The sequence below is a fragment of the Gammaproteobacteria bacterium genome (assembly GCA_013151035.1).
Classification (GTDB): Bacteria; Pseudomonadota; Gammaproteobacteria; order JAADJB01; family JAADJB01; genus JAADJB01.
In genome coordinates this window covers 1-14,994 of sequence record JAADJB010000005.1, presented here as the reverse complement: position 1 = coordinate 14,994, position 14,994 = coordinate 1, and the positions used below count along the sequence as shown (strand labels likewise).

13 protein-coding genes and 3 pseudogenes are annotated in these 14,994 nt (G+C 46.3%); 7 read left to right on the top strand and 9 right to left on the bottom strand.

Annotated elements, in window-relative coordinates:
- Positions 1 to 102: 102 nt before the first annotated feature.
- Positions 103 to 1,152 (bottom strand): hypothetical protein, encoded by a 1,050-nt coding sequence (locus GXP22_00505; GenBank protein NOX07966.1) that lies wholly within the window; start codon positions 1,150 to 1,152, stop codon positions 103 to 105.
- 233 nt (positions 1,153 to 1,385) lie between these two features.
- Here GXP22_00505 and GXP22_00500 point away from each other — a divergent pair, with 233 nt between their 5' ends.
- Entirely contained in the window at positions 1,386 to 2,573 is a 1,188-nt protein-coding gene (locus GXP22_00500; GenBank protein NOX07965.1) for an NnrS family protein, read from the top strand.
- On the opposite strand, the gene nth is transcribed toward GXP22_00500, so the two are convergent.
- Genes nth through GXP22_00460 form a run of 8 tightly spaced genes read right to left on the bottom strand, consistent with a single transcriptional unit; the run spans position 2,570 to position 10,043 of the window.
- Complete coding sequence (nth, locus tag GXP22_00495; GenBank protein ID NOX07964.1) at positions 2,570 to 3,202, bottom strand: endonuclease III; 633 nt, start codon at positions 3,200 to 3,202, stop codon at positions 2,570 to 2,572. The two genes, GXP22_00500 and nth, sit on opposite strands and share 4 nt — an antisense overlap.
- On the bottom strand, positions 3,199 to 3,888 hold the full coding sequence (locus tag GXP22_00490; protein ID NOX07963.1) for an electron transport complex subunit E: 690 nt from the start codon (positions 3,886 to 3,888) through the stop codon (positions 3,199 to 3,201). Before GXP22_00490 ends, nth begins: the two co-directional genes overlap by 4 nt.
- Positions 3,881 to 4,531 (bottom strand): electron transport complex subunit RsxG, encoded by a 651-nt coding sequence (gene rsxG / locus GXP22_00485; GenBank protein NOX07962.1) that lies wholly within the window; start codon positions 4,529 to 4,531, stop codon positions 3,881 to 3,883. Before rsxG ends, GXP22_00490 begins: the two co-directional genes overlap by 8 nt.
- Positions 4,528 to 5,556, bottom strand: coding sequence for an electron transport complex subunit RsxD (gene rsxD, locus GXP22_00480; protein ID NOX07961.1), 1,029 nt, complete (start codon positions 5,554 to 5,556; stop codon positions 4,528 to 4,530). The genes rsxG and rsxD overlap by 4 nt, the downstream gene beginning before the upstream one ends.
- Positions 5,553 to 7,208 carry an electron transport complex subunit RsxC gene (gene rsxC, locus GXP22_00475; GenBank protein ID NOX07960.1) on the bottom strand — a complete coding sequence of 552 codons (1,656 nt, stop codon included), beginning with the start codon at positions 7,206 to 7,208 and terminating at the stop codon, positions 5,553 to 5,555. Before rsxC ends, rsxD begins: the two co-directional genes overlap by 4 nt.
- A complete protein-coding gene (gene rsxB / locus GXP22_00470) occupies positions 7,205 to 7,774 on the bottom strand; it encodes an electron transport complex subunit RsxB (protein ID NOX07959.1) in 570 nt (189 codons plus the stop codon). Before rsxB ends, rsxC begins: the two co-directional genes overlap by 4 nt.
- A 17-nt stretch (positions 7,775 to 7,791) precedes the next feature.
- On the bottom strand, positions 7,792 to 8,373 hold the full coding sequence (gene rsxA, locus GXP22_00465; GenBank protein NOX07958.1) for an electron transport complex subunit RsxA: 582 nt from the start codon (positions 8,371 to 8,373) through the stop codon (positions 7,792 to 7,794).
- Positions 8,370 to 10,043 (bottom strand): methionine--tRNA ligase, encoded by a 1,674-nt coding sequence (locus GXP22_00460; protein NOX07957.1) that lies wholly within the window; start codon positions 10,041 to 10,043, stop codon positions 8,370 to 8,372. The genes rsxA and GXP22_00460 overlap by 4 nt, the downstream gene beginning before the upstream one ends.
- Before the next feature lie 245 nt (positions 10,044 to 10,288).
- Here GXP22_00460 and apbC point away from each other — a divergent pair, with 245 nt between their 5' ends.
- The 6 genes and pseudogenes from apbC to GXP22_00430 all read left to right on the top strand — a co-directional run bounded on the left by apbC (position 10,289) and on the right by GXP22_00430 (position 14,810).
- A complete protein-coding gene (gene apbC, locus GXP22_00455; GenBank protein ID NOX07956.1) occupies positions 10,289 to 11,380 on the top strand; it encodes an iron-sulfur cluster carrier protein ApbC in 1,092 nt (363 codons plus the stop codon).
- A 198-nt stretch (positions 11,381 to 11,578) separates the two neighbouring features.
- On the top strand, positions 11,579 to 12,163 hold the full coding sequence (gene dcd / locus GXP22_00450; GenBank protein ID NOX07955.1) for a dCTP deaminase: 585 nt from the start codon (positions 11,579 to 11,581) through the stop codon (positions 12,161 to 12,163).
- 156 nt (positions 12,164 to 12,319) lie between these two features.
- Positions 12,320 to 12,877 (top strand): annotated as a pseudogene (locus GXP22_00445) (hypothetical protein).
- An 89-nt stretch (positions 12,878 to 12,966) separates the two neighbouring features.
- Positions 12,967 to 13,830 (top strand): nucleotidyl transferase AbiEii/AbiGii toxin family protein, encoded by an 864-nt coding sequence (locus GXP22_00440; protein ID NOX07954.1) that lies wholly within the window; start codon positions 12,967 to 12,969, stop codon positions 13,828 to 13,830.
- A 341-nt stretch (positions 13,831 to 14,171) separates the two neighbouring features.
- Positions 14,172 to 14,570: pseudogene (locus tag GXP22_00435) on the top strand (hydroxyacid dehydrogenase).
- Positions 14,571 to 14,699: 129 nt separating this feature from the next.
- Positions 14,700 to 14,810, top strand: a pseudogene (locus tag GXP22_00430) (IS3 family transposase).
- Positions 14,811 to 14,994 lie beyond the last annotated feature (184 nt).

Below are 14,994 nucleotides of genomic sequence, written 5' to 3'. Positions count from 1 at the left end.
GTGTTATCAGGAAATAGTCTAGGCTGGAAACTCCATGGATCAGTGCGTGAAAATTGCATGATTGATGGGGTTTCCAGACGGGTATAATTAATTAGAGTTTCGTTAATGAATGACGGGCATGTTATCAGGTTCTGCTATAAGTTCATCCCCGTCAAATTTCCATCCGGCATCCCTTAATTTTGATGCGGGAATAAAGCCATAACGATCACCCTGGGCTTCAATGTGAGCCTTTAGTTCCTGTACGAATTCATTTGCGAGCTGGTAACTTTTGCCCTCACCTTTCCACGTGGTCAGATTGTAGGTTCGATAAATCGGGTATTCACCATTGAGCAGATATTGTGCCTGCTGAGGATTGTGTCCATCAATATTCAATATCTTTAGATCGCCTTGTTTTTTATGAACTTCCAGCATGAATGGAGTTTCGATACCAATGGCGGATGTGTTGTTCGCAACCTGTTTGATCATGTCCGGTATGACAGCAACCTCAAATATCCTGGGGCTCATCAGGTCTTCGTTTTTTAACAGATGGCGCCAGTGCCCAGGACGTTTTTTGCAGTGTAGACGCACAATAGGCTGAATATTTTCGATGGCAAAGTTGGTTTGTTTAGCGGATGGAAGCTCTGACCATTGTGCGTATTCACCACGAAATATGTTTTGTGCCTCAATACTGGTGATGTTATTTAACGGGTTTGATGGGTGTGTTACAAATACCAGCGGTGTAATGGCGATGGTATGGAACTCCAGTCCGGGTAGGCGATCACCTTTGCCTGGAGGGCAACAATAGGCTCCGATATCAATGGCCTTGCGTTTTAGTTTTTTAGCTGTTCTACCACAGCTACCTTGCTGGATGACGACATTGATGCCTCGTTTTTCTGCGATTTCCTCGACGACCTTATGCAGTGCCGGCCAGGTTTGTTGACCCAGAGATATGACCAGATCGGCATCCTTGATCTTTTCATCGTAGATGATTTCCTGATCAATCCATGCCTGTTTTTTTTCGGTGATTTTTGCCGGGTCGGTGAATACAGGCCCTTGTAATGATGCGTCTTGTTGGTTGGCAGCGATGTTAAACGGGGTAATTAGACCCAAACCAAGTATTAATAGAGTCTTTCTTGCTGTTAATCCTGTCTTGCCAAGGGTGAGTCGCTGCATGGTGGTCTCCGTGATCATTTAATGTCGAAGTGAGGTTTATTAAATTATCATCTAACCTCTTTGATTATAAAAGAAAAACAATATAAACAAAAGATAAAAGATGCTAGTAAAAGGTATAGTCGGCAATAAGTTACGGAACTTCAATAAAAGGGGCGTATCCCTAATTATTGTGGCAGGAATAACCGTGATGGCGTAATATTCCGACACAGGATTTTTAGCGATAGTGAGTGAGTATGTTATTAAATATTAATGAAAAGAAAAGTGCCCCTCGTTTGGCCTTGTTTGATCTGGGTTTTCGTCCTTTTTTTATGGGTGCAGGTTTGTTTGCTTTTATTGCGATGGCATTGTGGTTACTGAGTTACAGTTATGCCCGTCCTATTGGTCTATCGGTTTTGCTACCGGTTACCTGGCATGCTCATGAAATGATCTATGGTTATGCCCTGGCAGTTATTTTTGGTTTTTTATTGACGGCCGTTGGTAACTGGACAGGAAAGGCTATGCCGAAGGGCGGGGTGTTGATGGCCATGTTTACGTTATGGGCCCTGGTCAGAATTTTGCCTTTCATTAGTTTGGGCTATCAACTTGAGTTGGCAATGATTCTTGAGTTGACTCTGATTCTGGTGGTTTATATTGCGGTGTTGTTGCCGGCAAAGCAGTCCGCACAGAGTAATAATATAGCGCTGGTTTCCTTGTTGTTATGGATGTTTATCGGTGATGCTGTCTATTACGCGGGGTTATTGGGTTGGCTTGAGAATGGTGTGCGTGATGGTTTGTATCTAGGGCTTTACGGTGTAGTGTTGTTTATTCTGTTGATGGCACGAAGGGTTGTCCCGTTTTTTATCAGTAAGGGTCTGGAGGTTAATCTGGGGATCAAGGAACGGCCCTGGCTGGATTATGTTGCGATTATTGTTTTTGTCCTTTTTGTTTTGAGTGATGTATTTTTTGCGATGCCCCTTGTTTCGTCGATATTTGCAGTAGTGCTGGCATTGCTGCACGTCTATACCCTTGTTCAATGGTATCACCCGGATTTACGAAAAAAGTCCTTGCTCTGGAGTTTGTATCTGGGCTATCTGGGATTGGTGTCGGGTTTTATTATGAAAGCGTTGGAACCCTTTATGGCGATCTCTCCAACGCTAGCCGTTCATGCCTTTACCGTGAGTGTTGCAATAATGACGCTGGCGATGATGACGCGGGTTTCTTTAGGGCATACCGGCAGAGATGTATTTAATCCTCCGCTCTTATTACGATGGATATTCCTCGGTGCTATTGCTGTGTTCTTGCTGCGGGTCTTGTTGCCTGTGTTGATGCCAGTACAATATGCGCTCTGGATTGAGTTGTCACAGTGGGTCTGGTTGCTGGTCTTTGGGGCGTTTTTTACGATATATTTTCCCATCTGGTGCAAGCCCAGGGTTGATGCTTAAAGTATTTTCCCCCGGTATTCGCAAAGATCCTGAATAATGCAATCCTTACACAAGGGCTTACGTGCGATACAGGTATAACGTCCATGCAGGATGAGCCAGTGATGGGCGTCCTGCTTGAATTCATCCGGGATGAATCTCAATAAGCCCTTTTCAACGGCAAGCGGGGTCTTGCCTTTGGCCAGGCCAATGCGATTGGATACACGGAAGATATGGGTGTCAACGGCGATTGTGGGCTGACCAAATGCCGTATTGAGTACGACATTCGCTGTTTTTCTGCCGACGCCTGCCAATGCCTCCAGTGCTTCTCTCTGTTGTGGGATCTCACTGGCATATTGTTCGACCAGTATGTGGCAGGTCTTGATAATGTTTTTGGCCTTGGTATTGAATAGACCGATGGTGCGTATATATTGTTTTAACGCTATCTCACCCAGATCAAGCATATCCTGTGGTTGCCTAACGATGTTGAATAAGGCCTTTGTTGCCTTGTTGACACCCACATCGGTTGCCTGAGCCGACAGAATAACGGCGATCAGTAACTGGAAGGAATTGCTGTAGTTGAGTTCTGTTCGCGGTGCCGGATTTTGCTGGCGTAGCCGGGCAAAGATCTGCTGGCGTTTTTGTGGATTCATGAAATTGATTCAGTATGGGCTTGTACAATGACCGCTGTACGTTGCTTTTCCTGTTGAGCGTTGATGCGATTTTTGACGGCAATAATCAGACTGAGACCAATAAAAGCACCGGGTGGTAACATGGCTAACAGGAAGCCGCGGTAGTCATCAATGAGAATAATGACCCAGTCTTTTGCTGCGGCACCAAACATTAGTTCGGCATGGCTAAACAGGGTGCCTTGTCCCAACGCCTCGCGTAACCCACCTAACAGGCACAATATGATGGTAAAGCCAAGCCCCATCATCAGGCCATCCCATGCTGCCAGACGTACGATCTGTTTGGAGGCAAATGCCTCGGCCCGACCAATAATGGCGCAGTTGGTTACGATTAGTGGGATGAATATACCCAATACCCGGTAGAGGTCATGTAGCCAGGCATTCATACTGAGTTCGATGATAGTGACCGCAGAGGCAATAACCAGTACAAAGACCGGGATGCGAACCTCGGGGCGTACCATTTTACGAATCATGGAGATGCAGGTATTGGATATTAGCAGAGTTATGGTGGTGGCTATTCCCAGCCCCAGTCCGTTGACAACGGTGTTAGTCACGGCAAGCAGGGGACATAGTCCTAGTAGTTGTACCAGCGCAACATTATTGCTCCACAGTCCATTTTTACCTATTTCTGTATAGCTCGAGTTAGTCATGTTGATGATCCTTTAGACTATCTGATGGCTTGGTTTTAAAGATCTGTTCACGATGGTGTTGATAATAGATTAGTGTCTTATGTACGGCTTTTACAATGGCTCTTGGTGTTATCGTTGCGCCGGTAAATTGATCGAATATACCGCCATCCTTTTTGACATGCCATTGAGATGATTTCAAGTTTTGTATGGATCGGGTGTTGAATGAGAATACCCAATCTGATTTTTCTTCTTCGATTTGATCGCCCAGGCCAGGGGTTTCACGATGATTAATGATGCGGACCCCGGCAATCTCACCGTTATAGTAGATGCCAACGAGTAAGCGAATATTGCCATTGTAGCCATCCGGGGCAACCGATGACAGGATGGCTGCAACAGGTTTCCCCTGCTTGCGTGCGCGATAGATCTGTATGGGTTTTTTGTCACCTAACAGGGTTGGGTTGTGGGCGGTCGTACTATCTTTGAATAGATCGTTATCGTGTATCTGTGGCGGGATGATTTTATGTAGATTGCGTAACAGGGTTGCACGTTCATTGGCCTGAATTTGCTCATCAGTTTGTTCAAAGGTAAAGGAGACCAATGTCGTACCAATGAGCGCAAAGACGAAGAGCAGAATGGCGGTAACGATGATTTTTCGATACATCATGGTTTTTTATGTCCAAAGACCCTGGGTTGGGTGTAATAATCGATGCTTGGAACGGCCATATTCATTAGCAAGACAGCGAATGCAATACCATCAGGATAACCTCCCCAGGTGCGAATGATATAGGTGATGACACCAATGCCCGCACCATAAATCAGCCGACCCTTGCGGGTGGTGCTGGCGGTTACCGGGTCGGTAGCAATGAAAAAGGCACCCAGCATGCTACCACCACTCATCAGGTGAAAGATGGGGGAGACATAACCGTCCTGGTCGACGGAGAAAAATATCAAGGCCATAAAGAATAGTGCAAACAGCATTGAAACAGGAATCTCCCAGCTTATTACGCGTCGTTTCAGTAACCAGATTCCACCTAGCAGAAAGAAAAAATTCAGTTGTTCCCAGCCGGTGCCACCGTAATCACTAAAGCGCGGATCTATTTTGATCTCGGAGATGGTGTGGCTCAGGCTTAGTTGAGTCTTTATGGTGTCCAGCGGTGTTGCCATACTGATGCTGTCGATGGCCTTGGGGATCTGGTCAAGGAACATGATGTTTAGCGTCTGTCCTAAACTGATTGTGGTCTCTGTGAGCATGCTCGGTATCGCCCAAGTAGTCATCTCTCGGGGAAAAGAAATGATTAACACTACATAGCCCACCATCGCTGGATTGAAGGGGTTAAAACCCAGACCGCCATAGAGTTGTTTGGCAATAATGATGGCAAAGGCGGTGCCAATAACAGCGATCCACCAGGGTGCCAGTGTAGGCAGAGCTAGTCCGAGTAACAGTGCGGTAATGATGGCGCTACCATCACTGATCGCAGGCAGACCTGGACGCGCACGCATACGCAAGATAAGTAGTTCCGAGACCACTGCTGTGAGGGTGGTCAGGAATAAATTGACGAGTACACCCCAGCCAAATAGCCAGAAGGCGCAGGCAATGCCAGGAATCAGGGCGTAGACCACCTGACGCATGAGTTCAGGAACCTGAGTCGGTCCACGACTATGAGGGGAGCTGGGTGTTATAAAATTCATCTCGTCCTTAAATCAGTTTGTTGTTGTTCGTTGGCTTTTTGTTGACGGCGCTGGTCAACGGCATCAATCATCTTTTGCTGGTTTGCAGAGAGGTTATCAATATTATCTAGTTTGATGTTACTGGCCTCTTTTTTAGCCTTTACCCGTTCCAGTGCTGCTTGTATCGCATCTTTTTTGTTATTCGAGTCACCGTCCTTTTTAATGGCTGCTTTTTTCTTGCGTAGTTTTGCTGCGCGTTCTTCCTTGTCTCTGAGTAATCGGGCGGCGCGAAATTCAAAGCGATTTCTTGCATTGCTGGCTTTCTGATATTCCTGTTCCTGGTACCATATCTCGTTTTTAGCATAACGATAATATTGCACCAGAGGGATGTTAGATGGACATACATAGGCGCAACAGCCGCATTCGATACAATCGAAGAGCTTGTAATCCTGCGCCTTATCAAAGTCGCGTGCATTAACATGCCAGTATAATTGTTGTGGCAGGAGTCCGGCAGGACAACAGACAGCACATTCTCCACAACGGATACACTCTGTTATTGCTCCCTTTTGAGGTAGATCTTTTTCGTTGGCAACGAGGATGCAATTGCTGGTCTTGGTTATGGGAACCTGATCCGTGTTAATGGCAAAACCCATCATGGGGCCGCCGATAATGAGCCGGTTTGGCTCAGAGCTGTATCCGCCACATTGTTCAATCAGATGCTGTATCGGGGTGCCGATCAGTACCTCAATATTACCGGGCTGTTGTACACCGCTACCCGTTACTGTGATGATGCGTGATAACAGAGGTTCACTTTCAATGATAGCGCGTGCAATGGCTGCAACAGTACCTACGTTGTGGCAGATGACACCGATATCGACAGGCAGTCCCTGACTGGGTACTTCTTTTCCGGTCAGGATGTAGATAAGTTGGCGTTCTCCACCGGCAGGGTAAACCGTTGGGATCTTTATTAGTTCAATATCTGTAATGTTTTGTTTTTCCAGCTCATCACGTATGGCTTGCCAGGCCTCGGTCTTGTTGTCTTCAATGCCAATGATAACCTTTTCAGGATGTAAGGCATGACGCAGGATAGTGATGCCGGTGATAATCTCATCACTGCGTTCACGCATTAAACGATCATCACAGGTGATAAAGGGCTCACATTCAATACCATTAATAATCAGGGTGTGAATGTTGCCAGAACGCGGGTTCATCTTGATAAAGGTGGGGAATCCTGCGCCACCTAATCCGACTACCCCCATCTTGCGAATATGATTTCTTAATTCACCTGAATCTAGCTGGGTGTAATCAATGATGCGTTCACGCCGCCAACGCCAGCGATCCGCACCATCGGTTTCTATGATGATACACGGTGCTGACATCCCTGAAGGGTGGGCAATGGGGTGTTCTTCAATGGCGATGACGGTGCCTGAGCTAGAGGCTGCCAGGGGGGCGCTGACGAAGCCATGTACCTGTGCGATGACTTCGCCTTTTAATACCTTGTCGCCAACCTTAACTAGTGGTTCGGCGGGTTGACCAATATGTTGCTGTAGCGGCAGGATTAATTTGTCCGGCAGACTTACCTGGGTAATGGCTTGTTGATTGGATGATTCTTTATGGCCGGGTAAGTGTAGACCGCCTTGAAAATCCCATAGTTTACGCGGGGTGTTATTCATGAATTGGCCTCATGAATATGACTGACGTTGATCTGTTTTCCGGGTAACGGCCATTTCCAGTTATCGATGTTTTGTTCCTGTTCTATCATGACGATACAATCGACCGGGCAGGGTGGTATGCACAGTTCACAGCCGGTACATTCATCAATGATGACAGTGTGCATCTGTTTGGCTGCACCGACAATCGCATCCACTGGACAGGCCTGTATACATAGCGTGCAACCAATGCAGACCTGCTCATCAATGACTGCGACAGTCTTGATCTGGTGTGCACCATTTTCGGGGTTGAGGGGTTTTGCATCACGGCCAAGTAGATCCGCGAGAGCCTGTATAGTGACCTCCCCGCCGGGGGGGCACTGGTTGATATCGGCCTCACCGTTGGCGATGGCTGTGCTATAGGGACGGCATCCGGCAAATCCACATTGACCGCATTGAGTCTGTGGCAATAAGGCATCAATCTGATCGACGACAGGGTCGCTTTCTACCTTGAAGCGTATCGCTGAGTAGCCCAGTATCAAACCGAACAGTGCGGCCAGTGCGCTGATTGTGATAATTGCTGTCAGCATGTTATTTCAGAGTTTCCTTATCCCTTAACCAGACCAGTGAAGCCCATGAAGGCCAGTGACATGAGCCCTGCTGTCATTAAAGCGATGGGGGCACCCTTGAATGCAACAGGAACATCGGCAACCGAGATGCGTTCACGCATGGCGGCAAATAATATCAATACCAGAGAAAAACCAACGGCGGCACCAAAGCCATAGACCGCCGATGAAAGAAAGCCATGTTGTTCCTGTACATTGAGTAAGGCAACACCCAGTACGGCGCAGTTAGTGGTGATCAGGGGTAGAAATATACCCAATACCTGATACAGCAGCGGGCTGGTTTTGTGTACCACCATTTCGGTAAATTGCACAACAACCGCAATGACCAGGATAAAGGTGATGGTGCGTAGATATTCCAGTCCTAACGGGATAAGTAGATATTCATTGGCAAGATAGCTGCAAATAGAGGATAGGGTAAGGACAAAGGTGGTTGCCAGCCCCATGCCAGTGGCGGTTTCCAGTTTACGTGAGACACCCATAAACGGGCATAGCCCAAGGAACTTGACCAGGACAAAATTATTGACCAGTACCGTACTTATCAGAATGAGTGCGTATTCTGTCATAGGGCAGCCGTCTCTTTCTCCTGATCTTCTGTTGATTCCTCAAGCATGGCATTAATAGACTCTGTATCAATACGTGTCATGAGTGGTTTGAACTTGTTGATGCTGTGTGCCAGCAATGGGTCTGTGATTTGCTCCCACTCCATGGGCTGAATATTAAGGAAGGTCTCAGCCTTTGTTGCCATCATGGGCAGAACCGGTTTGAGATAGCTCATTAATATACGGAACAGATTGATGCCCATGCTACAAACAGCCTGTACCTCATCATCCTTGCCTTCTTCTTTTGCCAGCACCCAGGGTTTCTTATCATCAATATATTGATTGGCACGATCCGCCAGAGCCATGATCTCGCGCATGGCGCGACTGTATTCACGTTGTTCATAGCGTTCTGCAATGCTCTCGCGTGCCTGAACGAATTCTTCATAGAGTGCGGGTTCAGAACAATCAGGCGATAATTTTCCATTAAAGCGTTTCTTGATAAAACCTGCACAACGACTAGCGATATTAACCACCTTGCCCACTAAATCGCTATTGACCCGTTGCGTAAAATCTTCCAGGTTAAGATCAATGTCTTCAATCCCATTATTGAGTTTTGCACTGAAATAATAGCGCAGATATTCGGGGTTAAGATGCTTGATGTAGGTGCTTGCCTTGATAAAGGTGCCGCGTGACTTGGACATTTTTTTACCATTGACGGTTAAAAAGCCGTGGGCAAAGATGGCTGTCGGGGTACGGAAGCCTGCACCGGATAGCATGGCGGGCCAGAACAGGGAATGGAAATAGATAATGTCCTTGCCAATAAAATGATAGAGTTCGACTTGGCTGTCCTTGCCCCAGAATTGATCGAAGTCCAGACCTTGTTTATCACACAGTGCCTTGAAGCTTGCCATATAACCGACTGGGGCATCCATCCATACATAGAAAAACTTATCCTCTGTGCCCGGGATCTTAAATCCAAAATAGGGGGCATCACGCGAGATGTCCCATTCACGTAGCCCATCCTCAAACCATTCTGCCAGCTTGTTACTCACCTCATCCTGTAAGTGACCGGCAGAAGTCCACTGTCGTAGCATCGGTTCAAAGTCAGCCAGTTTGAAGAAGTAGTGCAGGGAATCCCGTTCGACCGGAGTGGTTCCCGAAATCGCCGATACGGCATTTTTTAGTTCGGTAGGTGAGTAGGTGGCACCACAGACCTCGCAGTTATCACCGTATTGGTCTTTGGCACCACACTTGGGGCATTCCCCTTTGATGAAACGATCCGGCAGGAAGATGTTTTCCTGCTCATCATAGGCTTGGGTGATGGTGCGGGTATTAATGTGCCCGGCATCATGATTACGTTGGTAGATGGTGTTGGCGAGTTCCTGATTCTCGGGGGAATGGGTTGAATGATAGTGATCAAACTCGATGCCAAAAGCAGCAAAATCCTGCTGGTGTTCGATAGATGATTTGGCAATCAGTTCATCGGGGCTGATACCCTCGCGGCGTGCCCTGAGCATAATCGGGGTGCCGTGGGCATCATCGGCGCAGACATAATGACATTGGTGCCCACGCATTTTCTGGAAACGAACCCAGATATCGGTTTGAAGATATTCAACCAGATGTCCCAGATGTATAGGGCCATTAGCATAAGGAAGGGCGCTGGTAACGAGCAGGGTGCGAGGATCTTTGTTCATGGTTTGTTTCAGGCTACTTAACTTTATTGATTGGGTATATTATGCCACAGGACGAGGTGGTTTGCGCTTGCTATCGGGAATAGGCAATTGAGTTTACCTTGCGTGGCGACGCATCATATTTATTCCTTACTAATTTGGTGGGGTATATCTCTACATTCGTAGTTGATTCATGTATAATGATTTTATTATGTACTTTATTTAATCAATTTCCTGCTACTCAGGAGATGTGAGAGGAGAATAACTCGATGTCCGAAATTACTCAGGCTGCTATTGAAGCGGCTATCCAGAACTATGTCGATCCTTATCTGGAAAAAGATCTGGTGACCACCAAATGTATCAAGGATATCGCTATTGATGGCGGTAAGGTTAGTATTAAAGTTGTTCTGGGCTTTCCGGCTGAGGGGCATAAGGCAGCGTTGGCTGACAAGGTTACTGAACAGGTTAAAACGGTTGCTGGTGTAACTGATGTGGCAGTGGATGTGTCCTGGAAAATTGTTGCGCATGAGATTCAGAAAGGTGTGGAACCCATTAAGGGCATCAAAAATATTGTTGCTGTTGCCTCGGGTAAGGGCGGCGTGGGTAAATCAACAACGGCGGTTAATCTAGCGTTGGCGCTGTCTGCTGAAGGTGCCAGTGTGGGTATCCTGGATGCTGATATTTATGGTCCCAGTCAACCGCGTATGCTGGGTGTGTCGGGTCAGCCGGAGTCTACCGATGGTCAGAAGCTGGAGCCTATGATTAGTTATCATCTGCAGGCAATGTCGATTGGTTTTCTGATTGATGATGAGACGCCGATGATCTGGCGTGGTCCGATGGTGACACAGGCCTTGCAGCAGTTGTTGAATGATACCAACTGGAAGGATCTGGATTACCTGATTGTGGATCTTCCACCGGGTACCGGTGATACCCAGTTGACGCTAGCGCAGCAGGTGCCGGTCAGTGGTGCGATTGTAGTGACAACCCCGCAGGATATTGCCTTGCTGGATGCGCGTAAGGGTCTCAAGATGTTCCAGAAGGTTGAAGTTCCGGTATTGGGTATTGTTGAGAACATGAGTATTCATATCTGTAGCAAGTGTAATAACGAAGAATATATCTTTGGTAGTGGCGGCGGTCAGTCGATGGCGGATCAGTATGATGTTGATTTTCTGGGTGCGTTGCCACTGGATATCAAAATTCGTCAGTCGACAGATGATGGTAAGCCTACCGTGGTTTCTGATCCTGATAGTCGTGTGGCAGAGATCTATCGTGAGATTGCGCGTCGTACGGCTGCCAAGTTATCCTTGCAGGCTAAGAACTATGCAGCGAAGTTCCCCAAGATTGTGATTGATAATAATTAAATCATTAAACCGGGTGTTATAAATCCGAGACAGGTGTTACCCATCTTGATCGGAGACACGCCGTGAATACATCCATGTAGGCTCGATGCCCGCATCCCTGCGGGCAATGGTCTCTGATCAAGACGGATAACACCTGCCTCTAAACGGTTTAATGGTACTGGAACGGTAGGGTGCGTACTACGCACCAGGAAACTAAATATGAGACTTTGTGACCGGGATATTATCAAGGCGTTTGATGATAAAAGCATCAAAGTTGAACCGCGTCCTGATAGAGATAGTATCAGTGGTGTGAGTGTTGATCTGCGTCTGGGTAATCGTTTTCGTGTCTTTAGTTCTCATGCGCGCTCATTTATTGATCTGAGTGGCTCGCGTGAGGATGTGAATAAGGCCATTCAGCAGGTGATGAGTGACGAGTTACTGATCGAAGGGGATGATGCCTTTTTTCTCCATCCAGGAGAATTGGCATTGGGTATGACCTATGAGTCGATCACCTTGCCCGATGATATTGTTGGTTGGCTGGATGGTCGTTCATCTCTGGCGCGTCTGGGGTTGATGGTTCATGTAACGGCACATCGTATTGATCCAGGCTGGAGTGGTAATGTGGTACTGGAGTTTTTTAACTCGGGTAAGTTACCACTGGCATTGCGTCCGGGTATGTCGATTGGTGCTATCAGCTTTGAGACCATGAGTGGGGCTGCTGATCGTCCTTACCGCAAGCGTAAGGATGCCAAGTATCGTGATCAAAGTGGTCCAGAGGCAAGCAGGATCAGTCAGGATAAATAAAATTTTCCATTGCTCTCCCTTGCTGAAACGGTAGGGTGCGTACTACGCATCAATTGAGCTGCGCCCTGATAGATATAGTATCAGTTAGGATAATCAATATTTTCCAGATACTTCCATAAAGTGGAAGTATCTGGAAAATATTGTATACTATCCATTATGTCTTCTTTAATTAATCAGATTATTGCCAATGGGCAAGCTAATTTTGTCTTGAGTGACAGGCAACTAGCCCGTGTGTTAGGCGGTAGTGATGGGCGCCGTTATGGTCAGGTCAATCGTGCCATGAAGGTTGGTGATCTGGTCAGAGTGAAGCGAGGGGTCTATGTCCTTGCTGATAAGTATCGAGATAATCCGCTTCATCCCTTTGCCTTGGCTCAGCAATTACTTCCGGGTGGTTATATTTCTGCGGAATCGGCATTAAGCCATCACGGCTGGATTCCTGAGGCAGTGCACAGTGTATTGAGTGTGACTGCCAAAGGGAAGTCTGTGAGTTATGATCATGAAACCCTGGGGAAATTTGAGTTTCAGCGTATGACGGTTAAACCCGGTTATTTTCTTCAGGCGGTTACCCGGTATGAGTTACAGAAACAGGTGGCGCTTGTGGCTGAGCCTATGCGGGCATTGCTCGATCTGGTGTATTTGCGTAAATTATCATGGCAGGGTCTGGATTATTTACTTGATGGTCTGCGTATTGATGAGCAGGCAATTAAAACAGTGCCTTCATTAAGTATTATAAAGCTATTGGATGTATACAAAGGAAAGCGAGAAATAAACTTCATTGAAGAGTTATTAAGGTCTTTGGATTTGTGATCGATTTAATTCAGAAACGTTTAGCAGCATATAAAGTAGCAGGGCCGGTTGAAGAGGAAAATGCGCTCAAGGAAATTATTCAGGAAATCATGTTGTTTTCTTTATGGCAGGCAAATTTTTTTGAAGTTGCAGCATTTCAGGGTGGTACCAGTTTACGGGTTTTGCATGGTTTGCCGCGTTTTTCAGAGGATATGGATTTTATTTTATTAGAGCCTGATGTTGCATTTTCGTGGCAACCTTATTTAGAAATCTTGATTGAGACGTGTAAAGAATTTGGGATTAAACCTGAGGCACTAGACAAAGCACGCATGGATCAACGAATTAAAAAGGCATTGATTAAAGACACATCAATTTCGAATCAGTTAAATCTGAGCTTTATGAATGATCTTAATGGGCGTAAGTTAAAGGTTAAATTAGAGATCGATTGTAACCCGCCTGAGGGATCTGATTTTGAATATTCCTATCTTGATTTTCCGGTGGATTTTGAGGTATGTCACCAGGACATGAGTAGTAATCTTGCATTGAAAATTCATGCGCTATTGTGTCGACCTTATCTTAAGGGTAGAGATTGGTATGATTTTTCCTGGTACATTGCTCAGGGTGTTACGCCCAATCTATTATTACTACAAAATGCGCTGATTCAATACGGGCCATGGAAAGATCAGGGGCTTAATATTGATCAGGATTGGCTTGAGAATGCCTTGGGTGAAAAAATTAATTCAATTGACTGGAAAGCAGCGGCTGATGATGTTGAAAGGTTTATGAAGCCAGTAGAGCGGAAAAGTTTATCTCTATGGAGTGAGCGGTTTTTTATGGGTAAACTCCAGAAGTTGTATAAAAAATCATTGCTGTCCCGTTAATGTTTTTTGATTTCTGTGCCTTTGATGATGAGTATGTCAGAATTGGAATGCCCTTGGCATGCTATAACAGGTGGAAGATGTTCTGCATGGCGGAACGGTTGATAAGTCGGGTTTTATTGGATTTTATCGGATATAGTTGGGTGACAAAATCAAAAGCAAAGTAGATCAAGTCTGGAACACCTTCTCAGCAAACAAACTCAGGCCGCATAAAGGTAAACAAGGATGACAATAAACCACAGCCATGCACTACTCGTTCCCACGCTCCCGCGTGGGAATGCATACCGGTGTTTAAAGTCAGGTATGGGTTCCCACGGAGACCGTGGGAACCAGAGGGCACGGCGATGAGCGAAAACCACTCACGATTCATTATCTACCAAACCGAAAATGGTGCAACAAATCTGGATGTGCATTTTCAGGACGAAACGGTCTGGTTGACACAAAAGCTATTATCAGAGCTGTTTCAGACCACGCCCGAGAATATCCTGATGCATTTAAAAAATATCTATCAGGAAGGGAAGTTAGACGATCTGGCAACTACTAAGGATTTCTTAGTAGTTCGTAAGGAAGGTGGGCGGCAGGTTAAACGCAAGCTAAAACATTATAATCTGGATGCCATTATCTCTGTGGGCTATCGGGTTAAATCCCACACCGCCACGCGTTTTCGTCAGTGGGCAACCCAGCAATTACGCGAATACATTGTAAAAAATTTTGTGCTGGATGATGAGCGCCTGAAAAACCCGATGGTTTTTTAACATTAAATGATCGTGATATCCTTGACCATGCGGGTAAGGTCTCGCATAACTTAGCCAAACAACTTGGCCTATCTGCGCATCATTGATGAGCAGTATCTCCGAACACAAGGTGCCGTGCCTGGGCCACATACCAGTAAGCCTCATCCAGAGCACAAGATTTACCCCTACCTCCTCAGAGGCCTGGATTTAGACTATGCCAATCTGGTGTGGTCAACAGATTTCACCTATAGTGCGCCCAACCTTCAAAGATGTCATTGATGGTGTTGTTGAAGCTTGAGCATGTTTGGAATGCACCCTGACTTTACTAAGGAGGAAATAAACGTAAGCGCTCAATCAACAACACTCTTGCTCAACGAAGGCTTATCTGATCCTGCGTAACACTACCCGGCAACAAAGCCTCAATATCTTCTAC

Coding starts and splice junctions, on each gene's coding strand:
- rsxB (NOX07959.1), bottom strand. CDS start 7,774: ATGCTGACAGCAATTATCACAATCAGCGCACTGGCCGCACTGTTCGGT.
- rsxA (NOX07958.1), bottom strand. CDS start 8,373: ATGACAGAATACGCACTCATTCTGATAAGTACGGTACTGGTCAATAAT.
- GXP22_00500 (NOX07965.1), top strand. CDS start 1,386: ATGTTATTAAATATTAATGAAAAGAAAAGTGCCCCTCGTTTGGCCTTG.
- apbC (NOX07956.1), top strand. CDS start 10,289: ATGTCCGAAATTACTCAGGCTGCTATTGAAGCGGCTATCCAGAACTAT.
- rsxC (NOX07960.1), bottom strand. CDS start 7,208: ATGAATAACACCCCGCGTAAACTATGGGATTTTCAAGGCGGTCTACAC.
- GXP22_00505 (NOX07966.1), bottom strand. CDS start 1,152: ATGCAGCGACTCACCCTTGGCAAGACAGGATTAACAGCAAGAAAGACT.
- rsxD (NOX07961.1), bottom strand. CDS start 5,556: ATGAATTTTATAACACCCAGCTCCCCTCATAGTCGTGGACCGACTCAG.
- nth (NOX07964.1), bottom strand. CDS start 3,202: ATGAATCCACAAAAACGCCAGCAGATCTTTGCCCGGCTACGCCAGCAA.
- rsxG (NOX07962.1), bottom strand. CDS start 4,531: ATGATGTATCGAAAAATCATCGTTACCGCCATTCTGCTCTTCGTCTTT.
- dcd (NOX07955.1), top strand. CDS start 11,579: ATGAGACTTTGTGACCGGGATATTATCAAGGCGTTTGATGATAAAAGC.
- GXP22_00460 (NOX07957.1), bottom strand. CDS start 10,043: ATGAACAAAGATCCTCGCACCCTGCTCGTTACCAGCGCCCTTCCTTAT.
- GXP22_00490 (NOX07963.1), bottom strand. CDS start 3,888: ATGACTAACTCGAGCTATACAGAAATAGGTAAAAATGGACTGTGGAGC.